The following is an 18,318-nucleotide window of genomic DNA, read 5'->3' on the forward strand; positions in this document are numbered from 1 at the left end:
ACTATCGAGTCTAGCGTGCGCGATCGCTTGGAAATTCCGGAGAACAGTTGTTAACTGCATGGCATGAGTCACACTCTCGGCGTGCGGCAGGCGCAGAAGCTGAAGACCCGGCGGGCGCTGCTGGACGCGGCCCTGGGCCTGCTGGAGGAGCAGAGCCTGAGCAGCCTGGGTCTGCGCGAGGTCACCCGCGCCGTCGGCGTCGCCCCGACCGCCTTCTACCGGCACTTCCACAGCACGGCGGACCTGGGGGTGGCGCTGGTCGAGGAGGCGCTGGGCGGCCTGCACCCGATGATCCGGACGACGGTGTCCGAGGTGGACGACAGCGAGGAGCGCATCGCGCGCGCCGTCGGGCTGATCGCCCGTCATGTGGACGCGTTCCCCGCCCATGTGCGTTTCATCGCCCGCGAGCGGCACGGCGGGGTGCAGCCGGTGCGGGAGGCGATCCAGGAGCAACTGGCCCGGTTCGCCCGGGAGGTGCGCGACGAGCTGGCCAAGGACCCGCAGTCGGCGGGCTGGAGCGAGGACGACCTGCTCATGCTGGCCCATCTCTACGTCGACCAGATGCTGGTCACCGCCTCGCTGTTCCTGGAGGCGCCGCCCGCGCCGTCGCCCGAGCGCGAGCGGGTCACGCGGCTCGCCACCCGGCAGCTGCGGCTGATCAGCATCGGCCGCCGGCACTGGCTCGACTGACGCCCCGGGCCGCGAGGAGCCGTCCTCGCGGCCCGGGGCGCGGGCGCCGGCGTGCGTTCAGTCCCGGCCGAGCCGGACGCGGGCGAGCTGGCGGGACTGCGCCACCAGCCGGTCGGCGCTGTCCCAGACCTCGGCGTCCTCCTCCAGGAAGCCGCCGGCGAGGTTGCGGGTGGTGATGGAGATCCGCAGCGGGCCGGGGGCCGGGCGGCAGCGGACGTGGACGGTCAGCTCGACGGTCGGCACCCAGCCCTTGAGGCCGAGTTCGAAGGCGGTCGGCGGCAGCGCGTCCACCGCGAGCAGCAGGGAGAGCGGGTCGGGGTCGCGGCCGTCGGCGAGCCCGAACCAGGCCCGCATCTCGCCCTTGCCGGAGGGCGCGCCGAGCGCCCAGCCGAGGGTGGCCGGGTCCAGCTTGAGCATCAGGCGGTCGGCGATGGCCGAGCTGCCCTCGACCGGGGCGGGCCCGTCCTCCGGGCCGAAGCACTGCTCGACCGGCGGGATCGCGGGCGGCTCGGCGGTGGTGCGCACGTCGTCGGGCAGCGCGGCCAGGTCGCCGTAGGAGGCGAGGACGCGGATGCGCTCCACCTCCCGGCCGTCGTCGTCGTACTGGAAGAGGGAGGCCTGGCCGGTGGAGAGGGTGCGGCCGGTGCGGACCACGTCGGTGCGCACGACGGCCGGGCCGGGCCGCGACGCGGTCAGGTAGTGGGCCGAGACGGTGAACGGGTCCGGGTGCGGCAGGGCGTCCGCGAGCGCGCGGCCGAGGACGGCGAGCAGATAGCCGCCGTTGACGGCGTTGATGATCGTCCAGCCGGCGGAGAGGTCGATGTCGTACACGCCCGGGGCGCGTCGGGCGACCGCGGTGTCCCGGTCGAACTCGCTGTCGCCGACGGTGGCCCGCGCGGCCGGGGCGGAGGCTGCTTGTGACATGACCGAACCGTACAACAGGAAAATACTAAGCGGTAGCTTTGCTTGTTGCGGTCAGGTGAACACCTCCGTCGCCCCGGGTGAGATTTCGGCAATGTCCTGGTAAGTCTCCGCACTCGCGCGTGACCGGACGACCCGAAATCCCCTCTGGAGGGACATGAGCCTCACCGGGACCGCGTTCCTGTACACGACCGTCGCGCTGGCCGCGGTCGCGCTGGCCCTGCCGTTCCTGCTGTGGACGCGGCTGCGCGGCCCCCGCCCGCTGCGCGCCGCGGTGCGCGCGCTGATGCTGCTGTTCACCCAGGCCACGGCCGTCACCCTGGTCTTCGTCCTGGTCAACAACGCCAACAACCTGTACGACGACTGGGCCGACCTGCTCGGCACCGGCGACCATGTGCGCAAGGCCGCCGACCTCGGCGCCGACGGCACCGGCGGCATCGCCTACCGGAAACTGCCCAAGGTGAGGCAGGACTTCGGCCGGGCCGACGGCCCCGGGATGCACGCGGCCGGCGGGGTCCGCGTCACCCGGCTCAAGGGCCGGGTCTCGGGCGTGGACGCGGAGGTCTACGTCTGGCTGCCGCCGCAGTACGACGACCCCGCCTACCGGGACAGGAAGTTCCCGGTGGTCGAGCTGCTGTCCGGCTACCCCGGCTCGGCGAAGGCCTGGTTCGGGTCGATGCACGTGCACGAGCAGCTGGAGCCGCTGATGCGCGCCGGCCGGGTCGCCCCCTTCATCCTGGTCTCCCCGCGCACCAACCTGATCGCCAAGGCCGACACCGGCTGCGCCAACATCCCCGGCACCGTCAACGCCGACAGCTGGCTGAGCATCGACGTGCCCAAGATGGTCACGGACAACTTCCGCGCCCTGCCCGCCCCGGACGGCTGGGCCGCCGCCGGCTACTCGGCCGGCGCCCACTGCGCCGCCAAGCTCGCCGTCGCCCACCCCGACCGCTACCGGGCCGCGATCAGCCTGTCCGGCTACAACGACCCGATCGGCGAGCGCGACTCGCTGGCCGCCCAGAGCGTGGCGCTGCGCCGGGCGAACAACCCCTACGTCCTGCTGCGCGAGGCCCGCACCCCGCCGCGCGTCGCGCTCTACCTGTCCGGCGAGGCCGGCGACGGCTACGAGGCCGCGGTGGCCCTCGCGCAGGTCGCCAAGGCCCCGACGACCGTGCGCCCGGTGTTCCTGCCGCGCAGCGCCGGCGGGCACACCATGGCGCTGTGGCGGCCGCAGGTGCCGACGGCGTTCCGCTGGCTGACCGAGGTGCTGGACGGCAGGGCGGCCGGCCCGCGCCCGGGCCCCGGCTCCCCCGCCGCACCGCACGGCCCGGCTACTCCTCCCGGACGGTCGAACGCCGGTTCCACGCCCGCGGAGCTCGCCAGTGGTACTTCATCGCGAGCAGGCGCAGGACGAACGCGGTGACCGCCGCCAGCGCGGTGGTCAGCGGGCTCAGCGCGTCGTAGTGGATGCACAGCACCACCATCGTCGCGCCGACGATCGCCGGGACCGCGTACAGGTCGCGGTCCCAGCGCAGCAGCGAGGGCACCTCGTTGGCGAGCACGTCGCGCAGCACGCCGCCGCCGACCGCGGTGGCCAGGCCGAGGGTGGCCGACGAGGTGAGGCTGAGCCCGTAGTCGTACGCCTTCGTCGTCCCGGAGACGCAGAACAGGCCGAGGCCGGCCGCGTCGAAGACGTAGACCGCCCGCTGGATGCGCTCCACGTGCGGGTGCAGGAAGAAGACCACGGCCGTGGCCAGCAGCGGCGTGAGGAAGTACCCGAGGTCGGTGAAGGCGGCCGGGGGCACGGCCCCGATGACGATGTCGCGGAACAGCCCTCCGCCCAGCGCGGTCACCTCGGCGAGGACGGCGATGCCGAAGACGTCGAAGTTCTTGCGGACGGCCAGCAGCGCGCCGGAGATGGCGAACACGAAGATGCCGACCATGTCCACGCTGTGCTGGACGGAGGGGCTGAACAGTTGCTGAAGCACCCCACATTCTTACTCAGGATCCGGGGTGCGCCTTGCGATGCAAGGCGTGGTGGGGCCTACAGGGCTAGAGCGCGGGTTTGCCCGTCGTGTACAGCCATGTGTCGAACAGGCCGTCCAGCCGCTGCCCCGAGACGCGCTCGGCGAGGCGGACGAACTCGGACGTGTTCGCGTTGCCGTAGCGGTGCGCCTTGGTCCAGGCCGGGAGCAGCTTGAAGAACGCCTTGTCGCCGATGCGTTCGCGCAGCGCCTGGAGCGTCATCGCGCCGCGGTTGTAGACGGCGGAGGCGAACATCGTGTCCCGCTGCGGGTCGGCCACCTTGATCTGCCAGAAGGAGCTGTCGGCGGGGAGGGAGTCGTAGGCGGCGCGGAAGGCGTCGTGCGCGGTGCGGGCGCCCTGGTGCTCGGCCCACAGCCACTGTGCGTAGGTGGCGAAGCCCTCGTTGAGCCAGATGTCCTTCCAGTGCGCGACGGACACCGAGTCGCCGAACCACTGGTGGGCCAGCTCGTGCACGATGGTCGTCTCGCTGCGCACCGCCGAGTACGCCGGCTTGCTCTGCACCTCCAGGGAGAACCCGGCCTCCGGCATGTCGTCGACGATCGCGCCGGTCTCCTCGAACGGGTACGGCCCGAACACCTTCGACCAGTAGTCGGTGGCCGCGGCGGTGACGGCGTACACGTCGACGCTGTTGCTGTTCTTCAGCACGGGGTCGACGGCCACGTAGATCGGTATGCCGGAGGGGGTCTTCCCGGTGCGCACGTCGAACTTGCCGATGGTGGCGGTGGCGAGATAGGTGGCCATGGGCCGGCTCTCGCGCCAGTGGGTGTACGTCGAGCCGCCCCGGTCGTACGTCGAGACCAGCTTGCCGTTGGACACGCCGGTCAGGCCCTTGGGGGCCTTGATGCGGATGTCGTAGGTCGCCTTGTCGGAGGGGTGGTCGCTGGAGGGGAACCAGGTGGAGGCGGCGTTGGGCTCGCAGGCGACGAAGACGCCGTCCGCGGTCTTCATCCAGCCGTACTTCGAGCCGAAGACGATGGGGCCGCTCAGCGGCTGGGGCACCCCGCCGTAGGTGACGGTGACCTCGAAGTCGCGGTGCTTGCGCAGCGCCTGGCGCGGGGTGACGCGCAGCTCGTCGCCGTCGCGGGTGAACCGCGCGCGTCTGCCGTCCACCTCGACGCTCGTAACCGTGAGCTGCTGGAGGTCCAGGTCGAAGGAGGCGAGGTCGTCCGTGGCGCGGGCGGTGAGGGTGGTACGGCCGTCGAGGCGGCCGGTGGCCGGGTCGTAGGCGATGTCGAGGGCGTAGTGGCGGGCGTCGAAGCCGCCGTTGCCCAGTTCGGGGAAGTAGGGGTCGCCGATGCCGGGTGCGCCGTGGATGGGGGCGCGGGAGGCGGCGACGGTCAGGAAGGAGAGCGCCGCGGTGACGACGGCTCCCAGACGTGCCGAACGGGAGAGTGCCATGAGGTCATCCCTTCGCGCGTGCGTCGATCGGTGGATCGCACGTACGGGGACGACTCTTCACTCTCCCGTTCGGTCATGTGCATGACTTTGCCAACTTGTCATGCCTCAGTCGAGGATCACTCCTGACGCGCGCTGCCGCCGTCTTCTCCGTCGCCGCCCTCGGCCGGCTGCGCGTCCTCGGCGGCGGGCTTCTTGGCGGCGGCGGTCTTCTTGGCGGCGGACTTCCCGGCCACGGTCCTCTTGGCGGCGGTCTTCTCGGCCACGGTCTTCTTCGCGGCCTCGGCGGGCTCGGGCTCGGCGACGGCCGAGGCGGGCTTCGCCTCGTCCTCGGCCGGGGCCACGTCCGCAGCCTCCGTCCCGGTCGCCGGCTCCGCCTCGGGCTCGTCGCCGCCCGTGGCCTCGGCCGCGCTCGCGGGCGCGGGCGCGGCTTCGTCGGCCGGGGCCGCCTCCGGTTCGGCGTCGGCAGAAGCGTCCGCCTCGGCCGACTTCGCCGGGGCGTCGCCGGCGGGCTGCGCCGCAGCCGCGGGCGCGGCCTTGTCGGCCGGGGTCCCGGCCGGGGCGTCGCCGTCGGCGGACTCGTCCGCCACCGGCTCGGTCTTCGCCTCGGTGGCGGCTTCCGCCTTGGCGGCGTCCACGGCCTTCTCCTCGGTGGCCCCGGACCCGGCCGGGGCCTCGGCCGCCGCCGCCTTCTCCGTGGCCTGAGCCTTCGTGGCCTCCGCCGGGGCCTCGGCCTCGTCGTCGGCCGGGGCCTCGACCGGCGCCTCGGTCGCGGGCTCGGTCGCGGACGCCTCGGTGGCCGGGGACGCCTCGGCGGCCGGGGTCAGTTCGGCCGCGGCCACCGCCGCCGACGTCTCGGCGGACTTGGCCAGGGCCTCCTCCGAGACCAGCTCCGCCGCCTCCTTCGCCGCCGACAGCAGGACGGTGTCCTGCGGGGCCTGGTCGGCGAAGTTCTCCGGGTGGTGGCACGCCACCCGCTGCCCCGGCTTCAGCTCCACCAGCTGCGGCTCGGTCGTCCTGCAGATCTCCGTCGCCTTCCAGCACCGGGTGTGGAAGCGGCAGCCGCTCGGCGGGGCGATCGGCGAGGGCACGTCGCCCTTGAGCAGGATGCGCTCGCTCTTCTGCCCCCGGCGCCTCGGGTCCGGCACCGGCACGGCCGACATCAGCGCCTTGGTGTACGGGTGCATCGGCGCCTCGTACAGCGAGGTCCGGTCGGCAAGTTCGACGATCTTGCCGAGGTACATCACCGCGATCCGGTCCGAGACGTGCCGGACGACGGACAGGTCGTGCGCGATGATCACGTACGTCAGGCCCAGTTCCTCCTGGAGGTCGTCCATCAGGTTCACGACCTGGGCCTGGATCGACACGTCCAGCGCGGACACCGGCTCGTCGGCCACCACCAGCTTCGGCTTGAGCGCGAGCGCGCGGGCGATGCCGATGCGCTGGCGCTGGCCGCCGGAGAACTCGTGCGGGTAGCGGTTGTAGTGCTCGGGGCTCAGGCCCACCAGCTCCAGCAGCCGCTGGACCTCCTTCTTCACGCCGCCCTCGGGCGTCACGCCCTGGAGCCGGAACGGCGCGGAGACGATCGAGCCGATGGTGTGGCGCGGGTTCAGGGAGCCGTACGGGTCCTGGAAGATCATCTGGATGTCCCGCCGCAGCGGGCGCATCTGACCGGCGTTCAGCCGGGTGATGTCCTGGCCCTCGAAGTGGATCGTGCCGCCGGTCGGGTCCTGGAGGCGGGTGATCACCCGGCCCATCGTGGACTTGCCGCAGCCCGACTCGCCGACGACGCCCAGGGTCTCGCCCTTGCGCACCTCGAAGTCGATGCCGTCGACCGCCTTCACCGCGGCGACCTGGCGCTGAAGGATGCCCTTCTTGATGGGGAAGTGCTTGGTCAGGCCGGTGACCTTGAGCAGCACCTCGCGGTCGTCGGCCGCGCCCCGCTCCGGCGCGGTGGCCTCGGCCGCGGCGTCCGTCTTGTTCGTCTCACTCACAGCTTCGGCGCAATCTCTTCGGTCCAGATCCGCGTACGGTCTTCCGGCGAGAGGTGGCAGGCGGACCAGTGGCCGCCGTCGACCTGCTGCAGCTCGGGGCGCACCGTCCGGGTGACGTTCCCCTTGGGGAGGTCCGCGTAGGGGCAGCGCGGGTGGAAGGCGCAGCCCGAGGGGACGTTGATGAGGCTCGGCGGCTGGCCCTTGACGGGGATGAGCCGTTCGGAGGTCTCGCGGTCGATGCGCGGCATCGAGCCCAGCAGGCCCCAGGTGTAGGGGTGCTGGGGCCGCTCGAAGATCTCCTCGACCGGGCCGCGCTCCACGCACCGGCCGCCGTACATCACCAGCACGTCGTCGGCGATCTCGGCGACGACGCCGAGGTCGTGGGTGATGAGGATGACCGCGGAGCCGAACTCCTTCTGCAGGTCCCGGATCAGGTCGAGGATCTGCGCCTGGACGGTCACGTCCAGGGCGGTGGTCGGCTCGTCCGCGATCAGCAGCTCGGGGTTGTTGACCAGCGCCATGGCGATCATCGCGCGCTGGCGCATACCGCCGGAGAACTCGTGCGGGTAGGAGTCGGCGCGCTTGGCCGGCTCGGGGATGCCGACCCGGTCCAGCATCTCGATCGCCCGGGCCCGGGCGGCCTTCCTGCTGACCTGGTGGTGGGTGCGGTACGCCTCCACGATCTGGTTGCCGACCGTGTAGTACGGGTGCATCGCGGACAGCGGGTCCTGGAAGATCATCGCCATCTCGCGGCCGCGCAGCTTGCGCACCTCGTCCGGGCCGGCGGAGACCAGTTCCTTGCCGTCCAGCCAGATCTCGCCGGACATCCGGACGTTCTTGCCGCGGGCGCCGAGCCGGTGCAGGCCCATGACGGCCAGCGAGGTGACCGACTTGCCGGAGCCGGACTCGCCGACCACGCTGAGGGTCTTGCCCTTCTCCAGCTTGAAGCTGAGCCCGTCGACGGACTTGACCACGCCGTCGTCGGTGGGGAAGTGCACCTTGAGGTCGCGGACGTCGAGGAAGGCCTTGGAATCCTTCTCGGTGGCGGCCGGCTCGCTCACTGCGGCGCCGGTCTTGGAGAGTTCGGTCACGAGAGCCTCACCCGCGGGTCGGCGGCCGCGTAGAGCAGGTCCACCAGGAGATTTGCGATGACGACGAAGAAGGCGGCGAGCAGGGTCACGCCGAGGATCTTGGGCAGGTCGTTGTCGGTGATGCCCTGCACCGCGTACTCGCCCACGCCGTGCAGCGAGAACACGTACTCGGTGATCACGGCGCCGCCGAGCAGCAGACCGAGGTCCATGCCGAAGACGGTGATGATCGGGGTGAGCGCGGCCCGCAGTCCGTGCCGGACGACGACCTTGCGCTCGCGCAGGCCCTTGGCGCGGGCGGTGCGGATGAAGTCCTCGTTCATCGTCTCGAGCATGCCCGAGCGGGTGAGCCGGGCGTAGATGGCGGAGTACAGCAGCGCCAGCGAACACCAGGCGGGGAACAGCGTGTTGGCCCACTGCGAGGGGTTCTCGGTGAACGGCACGTAGTCGCGGCCGAAGATCGGCCACTGGACCCGGAACAGCAGGATGGCCAGCTGGCCCGTGAAGAACATGGGCAGCGAGACACCGGCGAGGGCGACGCCCATGAACGCGCGGTCGAAGAACGAGCGGGGCTTGAGCGCGGAGACGACACCGACCGCCACGCCCGACAGCAGCCACAGCACGGCGGCGCCGGCGGCCAGCGACCCGGTGATCGGGATGCGGGAGGTCAGCTCCGGCCAGACCGCCTGGTGGGTCTTGAAGGAGTAGCCGAAGCACGGTGCGTTGCAGTGCACCGTGGTCGGACCCAGGTCATAGGTGGCGCCGGCCACGATCCCCTTGATGAAGTGCCAGTACTGGACGTAGAGGGGCTGGTCCAGACCGAGGTTGTGCTTGACCGCGAGGATGTCGGCCTTCGACGGGCTCTTGCCCAGGTACTGCGTAGCCAGCTGGTCGGCGGTCTGGCCGGCCAGCCGTGGCAGCAGGAAGAAGATGGCGAAGGTGACCGCGGAGACGACCAACAGCAGGATCACTGCCGCGAACGTCCGGCGGAGGATGTACGAGATCACGGGGGCCGGCGCCGGCGCCCGCGGGTGACGAACCCGCGGGCGCCAATGCCTTCACCTGCCTTCCGGGGCTGCTACTTCGTGGTGCCGATGTTGAGGTAGTCGTACTGACCGCTGAAGGCCGCAGTGGAGACCACGTTGGTGGCGTTCTGCGGGCGGGCCAGCAGGACCTTGAAGTAGGCCAGCGGGACGATCACGGCGTCGTCCATGGTCTTCTTGTCGATCTGGGTGTAGAGGCTGTTGCGCTCGGTGGTGTCCTGAGTCGCGATGGCCTTCTCCAGCAGGGCGTTGACGTCCTTGTCGTTGTACTGCGACAGGTTCGTGTTGCCGGACTGGCTGATGGCCTTGCCGTTGAGGATCTGCTGCAGGAAGCCGTAGCCGGACGGCCAGTCGGCGCCCCACTGCATCATCATCAGACCGATGTTCTGCTGCTGGGTGAACTTCGGGACGCCCGCGTAGTCGGTGAAGTACTTGCCCGACGGGAACTGCTTCAGGTTGGCGTTGATGCCGACCTTCTTCAGCGAGGCGATGATCGCCGTGGCGGCGTCGATCTCCTGCGGACGGTCGCTGCGCGCGGAGATGTTGGTGGTGATCGCCGTCTTGCCGCAGGCCTTCAGCTGCTCCTTGGCCTTGGCGGCGTCGCCCTTGTTGCCCGCGGTCGCGTAGGCGTCCGCCTTGGCGTAGCCCGGGATGTCCGGCGGGAGGACGGTGGAGGCGATCTCACCGCGGATCGGGCCGCCCTCGGCGGTCTGCACCGAGACCTTGTCGATCGCGTACTGCACGGCCTTGCGGCAGGCGACGTTGTCGAACGGCTTCACCGTGGTGTTGATCGCCAGGTACACGAGACGGCCACCGTAGGTGTTGTCCGTGTTGGCCTTCATCGACGAGTCGTTGAGGATCTTGGCCTGGGTCGCCGCCTGGACGCCCGTGCCGCCGAGGTCGATCGCGTTGCCCGCGAGGACGTCCTGGTCGACCGTCTCCGGGTTGACCTTCAGCTTGACGACGATCTTGTCCGGCAGCTGCTTGCGCAGCGGGTCGGTCTTCGGGTCCCAGTTCTCGTTGCGCACGAGGACGGCCTGCTTGCCCTCGTCGTAGCTCTGGAACTTGTACGAGCCCGAGGACACGATGCTCTTGACGTAGTCGACGCCCTTGTCCTTGGCCTGGGGCACCGGGGCCGTCTGCGGGGCGGCGACGAGGTAGTCGAACTCCTGGAACGCCTGCTTCAGGTGGAAGACGATCGTGGTGTCGTCCGGCGTCTCGATGGAGGACAGGCCCTTGGCGCTCTTGTCCTTGTAGGGGCCCTTGTACTTGTCCCCGCCCGCCAGGAACTGCTGGAAGTAGTTCGGGCCGAGGGAGAGCACGTCACGCGCGAAGTTGGACCGCTCGACGGCGTACTTGACGTCCTTCGAGGTGATCGCGGTGCCGTCCTGGTACTTCAGGCCCGAACGCAGCTTGTACGTCCAGGTCTTGCCGCCGTCGCTCGGCACGCCCTTGCTCGCGGCGAGGTCGGGGACGAGGGTGTTGCCCTTCTCGCCCGGGCCGGGCTCGAAGGTCATCAGCGGACGGGCCCACAGCCGGCTGAGGTTGTACATGTACGCGTAGTACGTGTTGCCGGGGTCGAAGGAGTCCGGGACGTCGGACAGCTCGTAGGTGAGCGTGCCGCCCTTCTTGCTGGAGGCGTTGACGACGTCCTTGGTCGCGGCGTTGGCCCCAGCCGATTTGCCGTTGTCGTTCTTGTTGTCATCGGCCTTGCTGCAGCCTGCGAGAAGCAGGCTCACGGAGCCGATGGCCGCAACTGCGGCCAGCGCTGACCTACGCATGATGGGCGGGTTCCCCTCCATTGTCGGAAACTTGTCGTGTCTCTCGGGGTTGCAGGCGTCAGCGGCTGCGCGGGTCGAGAGCGTCGCGGAGACCGTCGCCGAGCAGGTTGAACGCGAGGACGGTGATGAAGATGGCGAGGCCGGGCACGATCATGTACTGGGGATCGACCTCGTAGTAGGTGACGGCGTCCCGGAGCATGCCGCCCCAGGAGGCCTGCGGGGGCTGGATGCCGACGCCGAGGAAGCTCAGGGACGCCTCGAAGAGGATGTTGGTCGGGATGAGCAGCGTCGAGTAGACGATGATCGGGCCGACCAGGTTGGGCATCAGTTCCCGGAACAGGATGTACGGGCCCTTGGCGCCCATGCCCCGGGCGGCGTCCACGAACTCGCGCTCGCGCAGCGCGAGCGTCTGGCCCCGGACGATGCGTCCCAGATAGGGCCAGTTGAAGAAGCCGATCACGAAGATCAGCACGCTCAGGTGCAGCGGCAGCCCGTTGAGCCCGAAAGCGCCGCCCTGGAGGGTGGCGGAGATGGCGATCGCGAAGAGCAGGAGGGGGAAGGCGAGGAAGGTGTCCATCAGCCGGCTGATGACCGAGTCGACCCGGCCGCCGTAGTAGCCGGCGACGACGCCCATGATCGCGCCGATCACGTTGGACAGGACGGTCGCGCCGAAGGCGACCACCAGGGAGACCCAGGAGCCCTCGAGGATGCGGGTGGCGATGTCGCGGCCGAACTTGGGGTCCACGCCGAGGGGGTGGTCCAGGCTCATGCCGCCCCAGCCGGCGCTGGGCAGCGAGGTGTTGGGGTCGATCAGGTCCTGGTTGAAGGCGTTGGGGTCGAGGCCGAGCAGGGCCTGCAGGGGGCGCGAGACGATCGCCAGGACGATCAGCAGCAGCACGACGACGCCACCGGTGACGGCGACCTTGTCCTTCTTGAACCGGGACCAGGCGATCTGCCCGAGAGAACGACCCTCGATCCGCCCCTCACCGGCGCCGGCGAGCACAGCCTCGGGCTGTGCTTCGGCTGTCGCCCCGGTGGTCTCGATCGGTGCGGTCACAGTGACCCGACCCCTCTCGCCGGTGGTGACCGGCTTGCGCCTGCCGCTGTGCGCGGCGTTTGGTACTTGGTTGCCGGGTTCCGGCCGCAGATGGTGGCGGCCACTGTGACCCGGCTGTTACGTCAACTCGCGTTTGAACACGGGGTCGTCGACCTCGTGTCTGACTCGCGAGTCTTCAGCGTGGTCACGATCACCCGCCAGAGCTGACGGCGAAAGTATGCGCAACCGTGATGCAGTCCGGGGGATTCCGTTATCCGAACAGTGGGTAACGCACCCCGAACGCTGAACAGTTAGGACACAAGGGCGATCCCGCGCGGTTCGGGTCCAATCGCCGACAATCTACGCGCGCAGAGGAGGCGGTGGTGCGAAGATCCTGTGTGCAAACCGGAAAGCGGCCACGCCGGGCCGCTGCGGTCAGTAAGCGCCGCCGACCGGCGGGTAACCGTAGCCGCCGGCCGCGCCCGGGGCGGCGTGGGCGTCGCGGTCGTAGAACGGGCGGGAGTTGGCGCGCAGCCACATCGCCACCGGGTCGAACTCGTCGGACATCGCGACCGTGGAGACCGGCAGCCCGTCGGGGACGGCGCCGATGGAGCGCTGCATCATCGCCCGCACCGAGTCCACGGCCGGCGGCGAGGCGTCGTACACGTCCAGGCCGATGGCGAGGTAGGGCGCCCCGTACGCCGGCTGCACCCAGGCCCGGCGCAGCGAGCGCAGCGCCGGGGTGCGGTGGGCGTTCTGGGTGAGCAGGGCGTAGAACTGCGGGATCTCGATGGTGGGTTCGGACAGTCTGAGGGGTCCGGCCGGCTGGCGGTCCAGTCCGGCCGCGATCCGGCGCAGGTCCAGCCAGGGGATGCCGACGCCGCCGCCCGGCGCGTGCGGGTTGAGCCACAGGCCGTAGCGGTCGGGGTAGAGGGTGCGGGCGACGTCGAGGGCGTCCACCACCTCGTACGAGCGCATCCAGCCGCTCGCCGAGAGTTCCTGGGCGGAGGTGACGCAGGGCGCGTAGCCGTGGCCGCCGACCTCCATGTGGCCGTACTGGGCGTCGGGGGCGCCGGCCTGACCGTGCCACAGCAGCATCCACACCTGGCCGGTGGCGGGGGCGGCGAGGGCGTGGAGGAGCGATTCGTAGGCGTCGTAGCGGCCGGGGGCCACCTGGCGCAGCATCTGCTCCACGTGCCCGGCCGCGGTGCCGCTCGCGCTGGCGCTCACCCTTTTACCGCCCCTTCGTAAAACTCCTCACCGAGCTGTGCGTCTAGCTTAAGGCCGCCCACTGACTCGGTGGCTGTCGTGGTTTCGCGGGTGCGGGCCGTGCCCGGCCGGTCGCGCCCCGCGGCGAAGCCGCGCACCGGCACGGCCCCGCGCCCTTCCGGCGGCGCCGTCAGCGGCCGTACTGGTAGAAGGGGCGGACCTTTTCCCTCAGCCAGTCGATGACCGGGTCGTCGGCCACGTCCATGAGGACCAGGTTCACCGGCCACTTGACCGGGGCCTTGGCCAGGGCGCGGCCGAGGGCGTCCAGGGGGCGGGCGCGCAGATCGCCCTCCCACTGGGCCAGTTCGACGCCTATGAACATCACCGGGTCGGCCGTCTCGATGGCGGCCAGGCAGCGGCGGGCGCTGACGACGACGCCCGCCTGGTCGAACTCGGCCGAGGCGGCGGCGAGGAAGTCCACCGGGTCGTCCTGCCAGTCCGGTTCGAAGAGGCGGACCCGGCCGCCGCCCGCCGGGCCGTCCAGCTCGGTGCGCCCGGCCCGGCACAGCTCGGCGACCGCCTGGGGGGGCAGCGGGATGCCGACGACGCCGTCCGGGTTGAGGGCGAGGCCGATCTGCGGGGGCAGTCCGCGGGCGAACTCGACGGCGGGCGCGATGGTGTAGGCCATGTGCGCGCCGGCGGCCTGGCGCAGCTGTTCCTCGGAGCTGAAGACGGGCACGTAGGCCTGGCCGTCGATCTCCAGGGCGGGCAGGTCGAGGGGGCCGCTGTGCGGGCCGCCGCCGTTGGGCAGCGGCACCCACAGGAAGCTGCGGCCCAGCACCTCGACGATCCGGGCGCCGGCCGTGGGCACGCCGAGGGAGGCCGAGAGCACTTCCTCCAGCTCGTTGCCGGGCCAGCCGCCGTGCGGCTGGGGGTGTGTCGGTACCGGGAAGTCCCCCGGAAAGTCCGCGGAGAAGTCCGCCGGGAAGTCCATCTGCCTACCGCCTGCTGGGAACCACTGATGTGACCGAAAGGCTAACGGGTGCCGCCCGCGCCCTCACCGGTGAACCCGATCCGGTGCAGCCGGCCGGCCGCCGCGCGGTCCAGCAGCACCACCGAGCCGCAGCCGGCCGGGACCTCGCCGCGCTCGAGAGCGCGCAGCAGCCGGGCGGCCGAGCGGCGGTGGCGCGCGAAGGCGTGCCGGGAGACGCCCCGGCCGCGGCGGTGCTGGCCCTGGAGGGCGGCTTCGGGGGTGACGTCGAGCAGCAGCAGATGGAGGGCGGCGCCGCGGCGGCGGGCGGCGCGGGCCAGCCAGGAGCGGACCCAGGTCTGGGTGCCGCAGTCGTGCACCACGACCGGCTCGCCGGTGGCGAGGGCGCGGCGCAGGGCGGCGTAGTGGGCGAGGCGGACCAGGGGGCGGTAGAGGGCGTAGGGGAGGCGGCCGGGCAGGCGGGCCTCGAAGCGGTCGCGGGCGTCCTGGGAGTCGATGCGCAGGCCGTCGGCCGCGCGGTGGATCAGGGTGGACTTGCCGCTGCCGGGCAGTCCGGTGACCACGACCAGGTCGCGGGGGCCGAAGAGCAGGGCGCGCGGGCCGCGGCCGGGCCGCTCGCGCAGGTCGCGGACGGCGGGCGCGGGGCCGCCCCGCCCGCCGTGCGCGCGGGCGCGGCCGGTGCGCGCGGCGGGCAGCGCGGGGGCGTGGGTCGCGGCGTACGCCGGCACGGTCCTGTTCACCGTCATCGTCCTCCCCTGGGTGGTGACGGTTCACCTACCCTCGGTAAAGAGAACGTAATGCGCGGTCCCCGTTGTTTCCGTACGCGTTCTGCCACAGGCCGGTTACAGATGCGGCCCTGCCGGGCGGCGGCGAGCCGTGCAATGATGGGCGCGCCAACTGCATACCGGCCGCTTGAATCCGCGCGGGAGAGTCCCCGGCAGCATGTCTGCACGGGGCGCCGAAGGAGCAAGTCCCTCCCTTGAATCTCTCAGGCCCCGTTACCGCGCGGGCGAGGCACATCTGAAAAGCGGGCCGCTGCCGCAGTGGCTCCACCCAAGGTGCAAGCCGTGATCCGTCCGTGCGACGGCGGTCATGGCGAACCTCTCAGGTTCCGATGACAGATGGGGAGGACACGAGCCCTGTCCTCGTCCTCCCCGACGTCCGGCGCGCGCCGGCGCGGGGAGACCGCCTCGCCTTGGAGACCGACCGATGAGCAGTTCCGCCTCCCATCCGCTGCGCCACACCGCGCTCGACGCGCTGCACCGCTCGCTCGGGGCGACGATGACCGACTTCGCCGGCTGGGACATGCCGCTGCGCTACGGCTCCGAGCGCGACGAGCACGTGGCCGTGCGCACCCGGGCCGGTCTGTTCGACCTCTCCCACATGGGCGAGATCGCGGTGACCGGCCCCGAGGCCGCCGCCCTGCTGAACCACGCCCTGGTCGGCGACATCGCCTCCGTCGGCGTGGGCCGCGCCCGGTACACGATGATCTGCCGCGAGGACGGCGGCATCCTGGACGACCTGATCGTCTACCGGCTGGCCGAGACGGAGTACCTGGTCGTCGCCAACGCCTCCAACGCCCAGGTGGTGCTGGACGCGCTGACCGAGCGGGCGGCCGGCTTCGACGCGGAGGTCCGCGACGACCGCGACGCGTACGCGCTGCTCGCCGTGCAGGGTCCGGCCTCCCCCGCGATCCTCCAGTCGCTGACCGACGCCGACCTGGCCGGCCTGAAGTACTACGCCGGTCTGCCCGGCACGGTGGCGGGCGTGCAGGCGCTGATCGCGCGCACCGGCTACACCGGCGAGGACGGCTTCGAGCTGTTCGTCGCCCCGGCCGACGCCGAGAAGCTGTGGCAGGCGCTGACCGACGCCGGCGCGGACGCCGGGCTGATCCCGTGCGGTCTTTCCTGCCGCGACACGCTGCGCCTGGAGGCGGGCATGCCGCTGTACGGGCACGAGCTGACGACGTCGCTGACGCCGTTCGACGCGGGGCTCGGCCGGGTCGTCAAGTTCGGCAAGGAGGGCGACTTCGTCGGCCGCGAGGCCCTCCGTCGGGCCGCCGAGCGCGCCGCCGAGAACCCGCCGCGGGTCCTGGTCGGCCTGGTCGCCGAGGGCCGGCGCGTCCCGCGCGCGGGCTACCCGGTGGTGGCCGGCGGCGAGGTGATCGGCGAGGTCACCTCCGGCGCCCCCTCCCCCACCCTCGGCAAGCCGATCGCCATGGCGTACGTCGACGCCGCGCACGCCGCCCCCGGCGCCGAGGGCGTCGGCGTGGACATCCGGGGCAGCCACGAGCCGTACGAGGTCGTGGCACTGCCGTTCTACAAGCGGCAGAAGTGACACCGTCGTAACCGGACCGTCGTGATCCAGGGGCGCCCCGCCCCTGCTCACCCGTGCCTTCCGCAGTCCCTCATTCACCAGCACCCTCCCGCGTACAGGAGAATTCAGGCCATGAGCAACCCCCAGCAGCTGCGTTACAGCAAGGAGCACGAGTGGCTGTCGCCCGCCGAGGACGGCGTCGCGACGGTCGGCATCACCGAGTTCGCGGCCAACGCGCTCGGCGACGTCGTCTTCGCCCAGCTCCCGGAGGTGGGCTCCACGGTGGCCGCGGGCGAGACCTGCGGCGAGCTGGAGTCCACGAAGTCGGTGTCCGACCTGTACTCCCCGGTCAGCGGCGAGGTCACGGAGATCAACCAGGACGTGGTGGACGACCCGTCGCTGGTGAACTCCGAGCCCTTCGAGGGCGGCTGGCTGTTCAAGGTGCGCATCGCCGAGGAGCCGGCCGACCTGATGAGCGCCGACGAGTACGCCGCGCAGAACGCGGGCTGAGGACGGACGCGATGACGGTTCTCAACACGCCCCTGCACGAGCTGGACCCGGACGTGGCCGCCGCGGTCGACGCCGAGCTGCGCCGCCAGCAGTCCACGCTGGAGATGATCGCCTCGGAGAACTTCGCCCCGGTCGCGGTCATGGAGGCGCAGGGCTCGGTCCTCACCAACAAGTACGCCGAGGGCTACCCGGGCCGCCGCTACTACGGCGGCTGCGAGCACGTCGACGTGGTCGAGCAGATCGCGATCGACCGGGTCAAGGAGCTGTTCGGCGCCGAGCACGCCAATGTGCAGCCGCACTCCGGCGCGCAGGCGAACGCCGCCGCGATGTTCGCCCTGCTCAAGCCCGGCGACACGATCATGGGCCTGAACCTGGCGCACGGCGGCCATCTGACCCACGGCATGAAGATCAACTTCTCCGGCAAGCTCTACGACGTGGTCGCCTACCACGTCGGCGAGGACGGCCTGGTCGACATGGCCGAGGTGGAGAAGCTGGCCAAGCAGTCCAAGCCGAAGCTGATCGTGGCCGGCTGGTCGGCCTACCCGCGGCAGCTGGACTTCGCCGAGTTCCGCCGGATCGCGGACGAGGTCGGCGCGTACCTGATGGTCGACATGGCGCACTTCGCCGGTCTGGTCGCGGCGGGCCTGCACCCCAACCCGGTGCCGCACGCCCACGTGGTCACCACCACGACCCACAAGACGCTCGGCGGTCCGCGCGGCGGTGTGATCCTGTCCACGGCCGAGCTGGCCAAGAAGATCAACTCCGCGGTCTTCCCCGGTCAGCAGGGCGGCCCGCTGGAGCATGTGATCGCCGCGAAGGCGGTGGCCTTCAAGGTGGCCGCCTCCGACGACTTCAAGGAGCGCCAGCGGCGTACCCTGGAGGGCGCCCGCATCCTGGCCGAGCGCCTGGTACGGGACGACGCCCGCGCGGCCGGCGTGGACGTGCTGACCGGCGGCACCGATGTGCACCTGGTCCTGGTGGACCTGCGCGACTCGGAGCTGGACGGCCAGCAGGCCGAGGACCGCCTCCACGAGGTCGGGATCACGGTCAACCGCAACGCCGTCCCGAACGACCCACGGCCCCCGATGGTCACCTCCGGCCTTCGGATCGGCACCCCGGCCCTGGCCACCCGCGGCTTCACCGCCGAGGACTTCGCCGAGGTCGCGGACGTGATCGCGGAGGCGCTGAAGCCGTCGTACGACGCGGCGGCCCTCAAGGCCCGGGTGACCGCCCTGGCCGACAAGCACCCGCTGTACCCGGGTCTGAACAAGTAGGTCCAGGACCGGCAGGTCCGGACG

The 18,318-nt window shown here is 71.3% G+C and carries 15 protein-coding genes, 1 pseudogene and 2 riboswitches; of the genes and pseudogenes, 5 read left to right on the forward strand and 11 right to left on the reverse strand.

Annotation, left to right across the window (positions count from 1 at the left end):
• Positions 1–63 precede the first annotated feature (63 nt).
• Entirely contained in the window at positions 64–690 is a 627-nt protein-coding gene (locus tag K7787_RS27010; protein WP_009190744.1) for a TetR family transcriptional regulator, read from the forward strand.
• Positions 691–747: 57 nt separating this feature from the next.
• On the opposite strand, the gene K7787_RS27015 is transcribed toward K7787_RS27010, so the two are convergent.
• The gene (locus tag K7787_RS27015; RefSeq protein ID WP_169435566.1) at positions 748–1,614 is read right to left on the reverse strand and encodes a thioesterase family protein; all 867 of its coding nucleotides are present in this window, start codon (positions 1,612–1,614) and stop codon (positions 748–750) included.
• A 154-nt stretch (positions 1,615–1,768) separates the two neighbouring features.
• Between K7787_RS27015 and K7787_RS27020 the strand changes: the two genes are divergently transcribed.
• The gene (locus tag K7787_RS27020; protein ID WP_223003260.1) at positions 1,769–3,034 is read left to right on the forward strand and encodes an alpha/beta hydrolase; all 1,266 of its coding nucleotides are present in this window, start codon (positions 1,769–1,771) and stop codon (positions 3,032–3,034) included.
• On the opposite strand, the gene K7787_RS27025 is transcribed toward K7787_RS27020, so the two are convergent.
• The 10 genes and pseudogenes from K7787_RS27025 to K7787_RS27070 form a co-directional block, all read right to left on the reverse strand.
• Complete coding sequence (locus K7787_RS27025; protein ID WP_164389022.1) at positions 2,943–3,599, reverse strand: trimeric intracellular cation channel family protein; 657 nt, start codon at positions 3,597–3,599, stop codon at positions 2,943–2,945. The genes K7787_RS27020 and K7787_RS27025 overlap by 92 nt on opposite strands.
• A gap of 64 nt (positions 3,600–3,663) precedes the next feature.
• Entirely contained in the window at positions 3,664–5,055 is a 1,392-nt protein-coding gene (locus tag K7787_RS27030) for a M1 family metallopeptidase (RefSeq protein ID WP_223003261.1), read from the reverse strand.
• A gap of 790 nt (positions 5,056–5,845) precedes the next feature.
• Positions 5,846–7,046, reverse strand: a pseudogene (locus K7787_RS32490) (ABC transporter ATP-binding protein); the annotation flags it as partial.
• The gene (locus K7787_RS27040) at positions 7,043–8,137 is read right to left on the reverse strand and encodes an ABC transporter ATP-binding protein (RefSeq protein WP_009190738.1); all 1,095 of its coding nucleotides are present in this window, start codon (positions 8,135–8,137) and stop codon (positions 7,043–7,045) included. The pseudogene K7787_RS32490 and the gene K7787_RS27040, both read right to left, overlap by 4 nt.
• Positions 8,134–9,141: an ABC transporter permease gene (locus tag K7787_RS27045; RefSeq protein WP_009190737.1), complete on the reverse strand. Its 1,008-nt coding sequence runs from the start codon at positions 9,139–9,141 to the stop codon at positions 8,134–8,136. The genes K7787_RS27040 and K7787_RS27045 overlap by 4 nt, the downstream gene beginning before the upstream one ends.
• Before the next feature lie 71 nt (positions 9,142–9,212).
• Positions 9,213–10,958 (reverse strand): ABC transporter substrate-binding protein, encoded by a 1,746-nt coding sequence (locus tag K7787_RS27050; protein WP_106434054.1) that lies wholly within the window; start codon positions 10,956–10,958, stop codon positions 9,213–9,215.
• Between the two features lie 58 nt (positions 10,959–11,016).
• On the reverse strand, positions 11,017–12,015 hold the full coding sequence (locus tag K7787_RS27055; RefSeq protein ID WP_009190735.1) for an ABC transporter permease: 999 nt from the start codon (positions 12,013–12,015) through the stop codon (positions 11,017–11,019).
• A 414-nt stretch (positions 12,016–12,429) separates the two neighbouring features.
• Positions 12,430–13,224 carry an enhanced serine sensitivity protein SseB C-terminal domain-containing protein gene (locus tag K7787_RS27060; RefSeq protein ID WP_009190734.1) on the reverse strand — a complete coding sequence of 265 codons (795 nt, stop codon included), beginning with the start codon at positions 13,222–13,224 and terminating at the stop codon, positions 12,430–12,432.
• Between the two features lie 169 nt (positions 13,225–13,393).
• On the reverse strand, positions 13,394–14,197 hold the full coding sequence (locus K7787_RS27065) for an enhanced serine sensitivity protein SseB (protein WP_164387951.1): 804 nt from the start codon (positions 14,195–14,197) through the stop codon (positions 13,394–13,396).
• Positions 14,198–14,238: 41 nt separating this feature from the next.
• Positions 14,239–14,940, reverse strand: a complete 702-nt coding sequence (locus K7787_RS27070; RefSeq protein ID WP_223003262.1) for an AAA family ATPase — start codon at positions 14,938–14,940, stop codon at positions 14,239–14,241.
• Positions 14,941–15,107: 167 nt separating this feature from the next.
• A riboswitch (glycine riboswitch) is annotated at positions 15,108–15,208 on the forward strand.
• Positions 15,209–15,325, forward strand: a riboswitch (glycine riboswitch).
• A 78-nt stretch (positions 15,326–15,403) separates the two neighbouring features.
• Between K7787_RS27070 and gcvT the strand changes: the two genes are divergently transcribed.
• The 3 genes from gcvT (at position 15,404) to glyA (ending at position 18,294) form a co-directional block, all read left to right on the forward strand.
• Complete coding sequence (gene gcvT, locus K7787_RS27075) at positions 15,404–16,531, forward strand: glycine cleavage system aminomethyltransferase GcvT (protein WP_009190731.1); 1,128 nt, start codon at positions 15,404–15,406, stop codon at positions 16,529–16,531.
• 111 nt (positions 16,532–16,642) lie between these two features.
• A complete protein-coding gene (gene gcvH / locus K7787_RS27080; RefSeq protein WP_009190730.1) occupies positions 16,643–17,020 on the forward strand; it encodes a glycine cleavage system protein GcvH in 378 nt (125 codons plus the stop codon).
• 11 nt (positions 17,021–17,031) lie between these two features.
• Positions 17,032–18,294, forward strand: coding sequence for a serine hydroxymethyltransferase (gene glyA / locus K7787_RS27085; protein ID WP_009190729.1), 1,263 nt, complete (start codon positions 17,032–17,034; stop codon positions 18,292–18,294).
• The last annotated feature ends 24 nt before the right edge of the window (positions 18,295–18,318 follow it).

The sequence above is a fragment of the Streptomyces sennicomposti genome (assembly GCF_019890635.1).
Lineage (GTDB): Bacteria > Actinomycetota > Actinomycetes > Streptomycetales > Streptomycetaceae > Streptomyces > Streptomyces sennicomposti.

Bases quoted from the DNA above. Each gene is read 5' to 3' on its own strand.
- K7787_RS27010 (WP_009190744.1), top strand. From the start codon at position 64: ATGAGTCACACTCTCGGCGTGCGGCAGGCGCAGAAGCTGAAGACCCGG.
- K7787_RS27015 (WP_169435566.1), bottom strand. From the start codon at position 1,614: ATGTCACAAGCAGCCTCCGCCCCGGCCGCGCGGGCCACCGTCGGCGAC.
- K7787_RS27020 (WP_223003260.1), top strand. From the start codon at position 1,769: ATGAGCCTCACCGGGACCGCGTTCCTGTACACGACCGTCGCGCTGGCC.
- K7787_RS27030 (WP_223003261.1), bottom strand. From the start codon at position 5,055: ATGGCACTCTCCCGTTCGGCACGTCTGGGAGCCGTCGTCACCGCGGCG.
- K7787_RS27050 (WP_106434054.1), bottom strand. From the start codon at position 10,958: ATGCGTAGGTCAGCGCTGGCCGCAGTTGCGGCCATCGGCTCCGTGAGC.
- K7787_RS27065 (WP_164387951.1), bottom strand. From the start codon at position 14,197: ATGGACTTCCCGGCGGACTTCTCCGCGGACTTTCCGGGGGACTTCCCG.
- K7787_RS27070 (WP_223003262.1), bottom strand. From the start codon at position 14,940: ATGACGGTGAACAGGACCGTGCCGGCGTACGCCGCGACCCACGCCCCC.
- gcvT (WP_009190731.1), top strand. From the start codon at position 15,404: ATGAGCAGTTCCGCCTCCCATCCGCTGCGCCACACCGCGCTCGACGCG.
- gcvH (WP_009190730.1), top strand. From the start codon at position 16,643: ATGAGCAACCCCCAGCAGCTGCGTTACAGCAAGGAGCACGAGTGGCTG.
- glyA (WP_009190729.1), top strand. From the start codon at position 17,032: ATGACGGTTCTCAACACGCCCCTGCACGAGCTGGACCCGGACGTGGCC.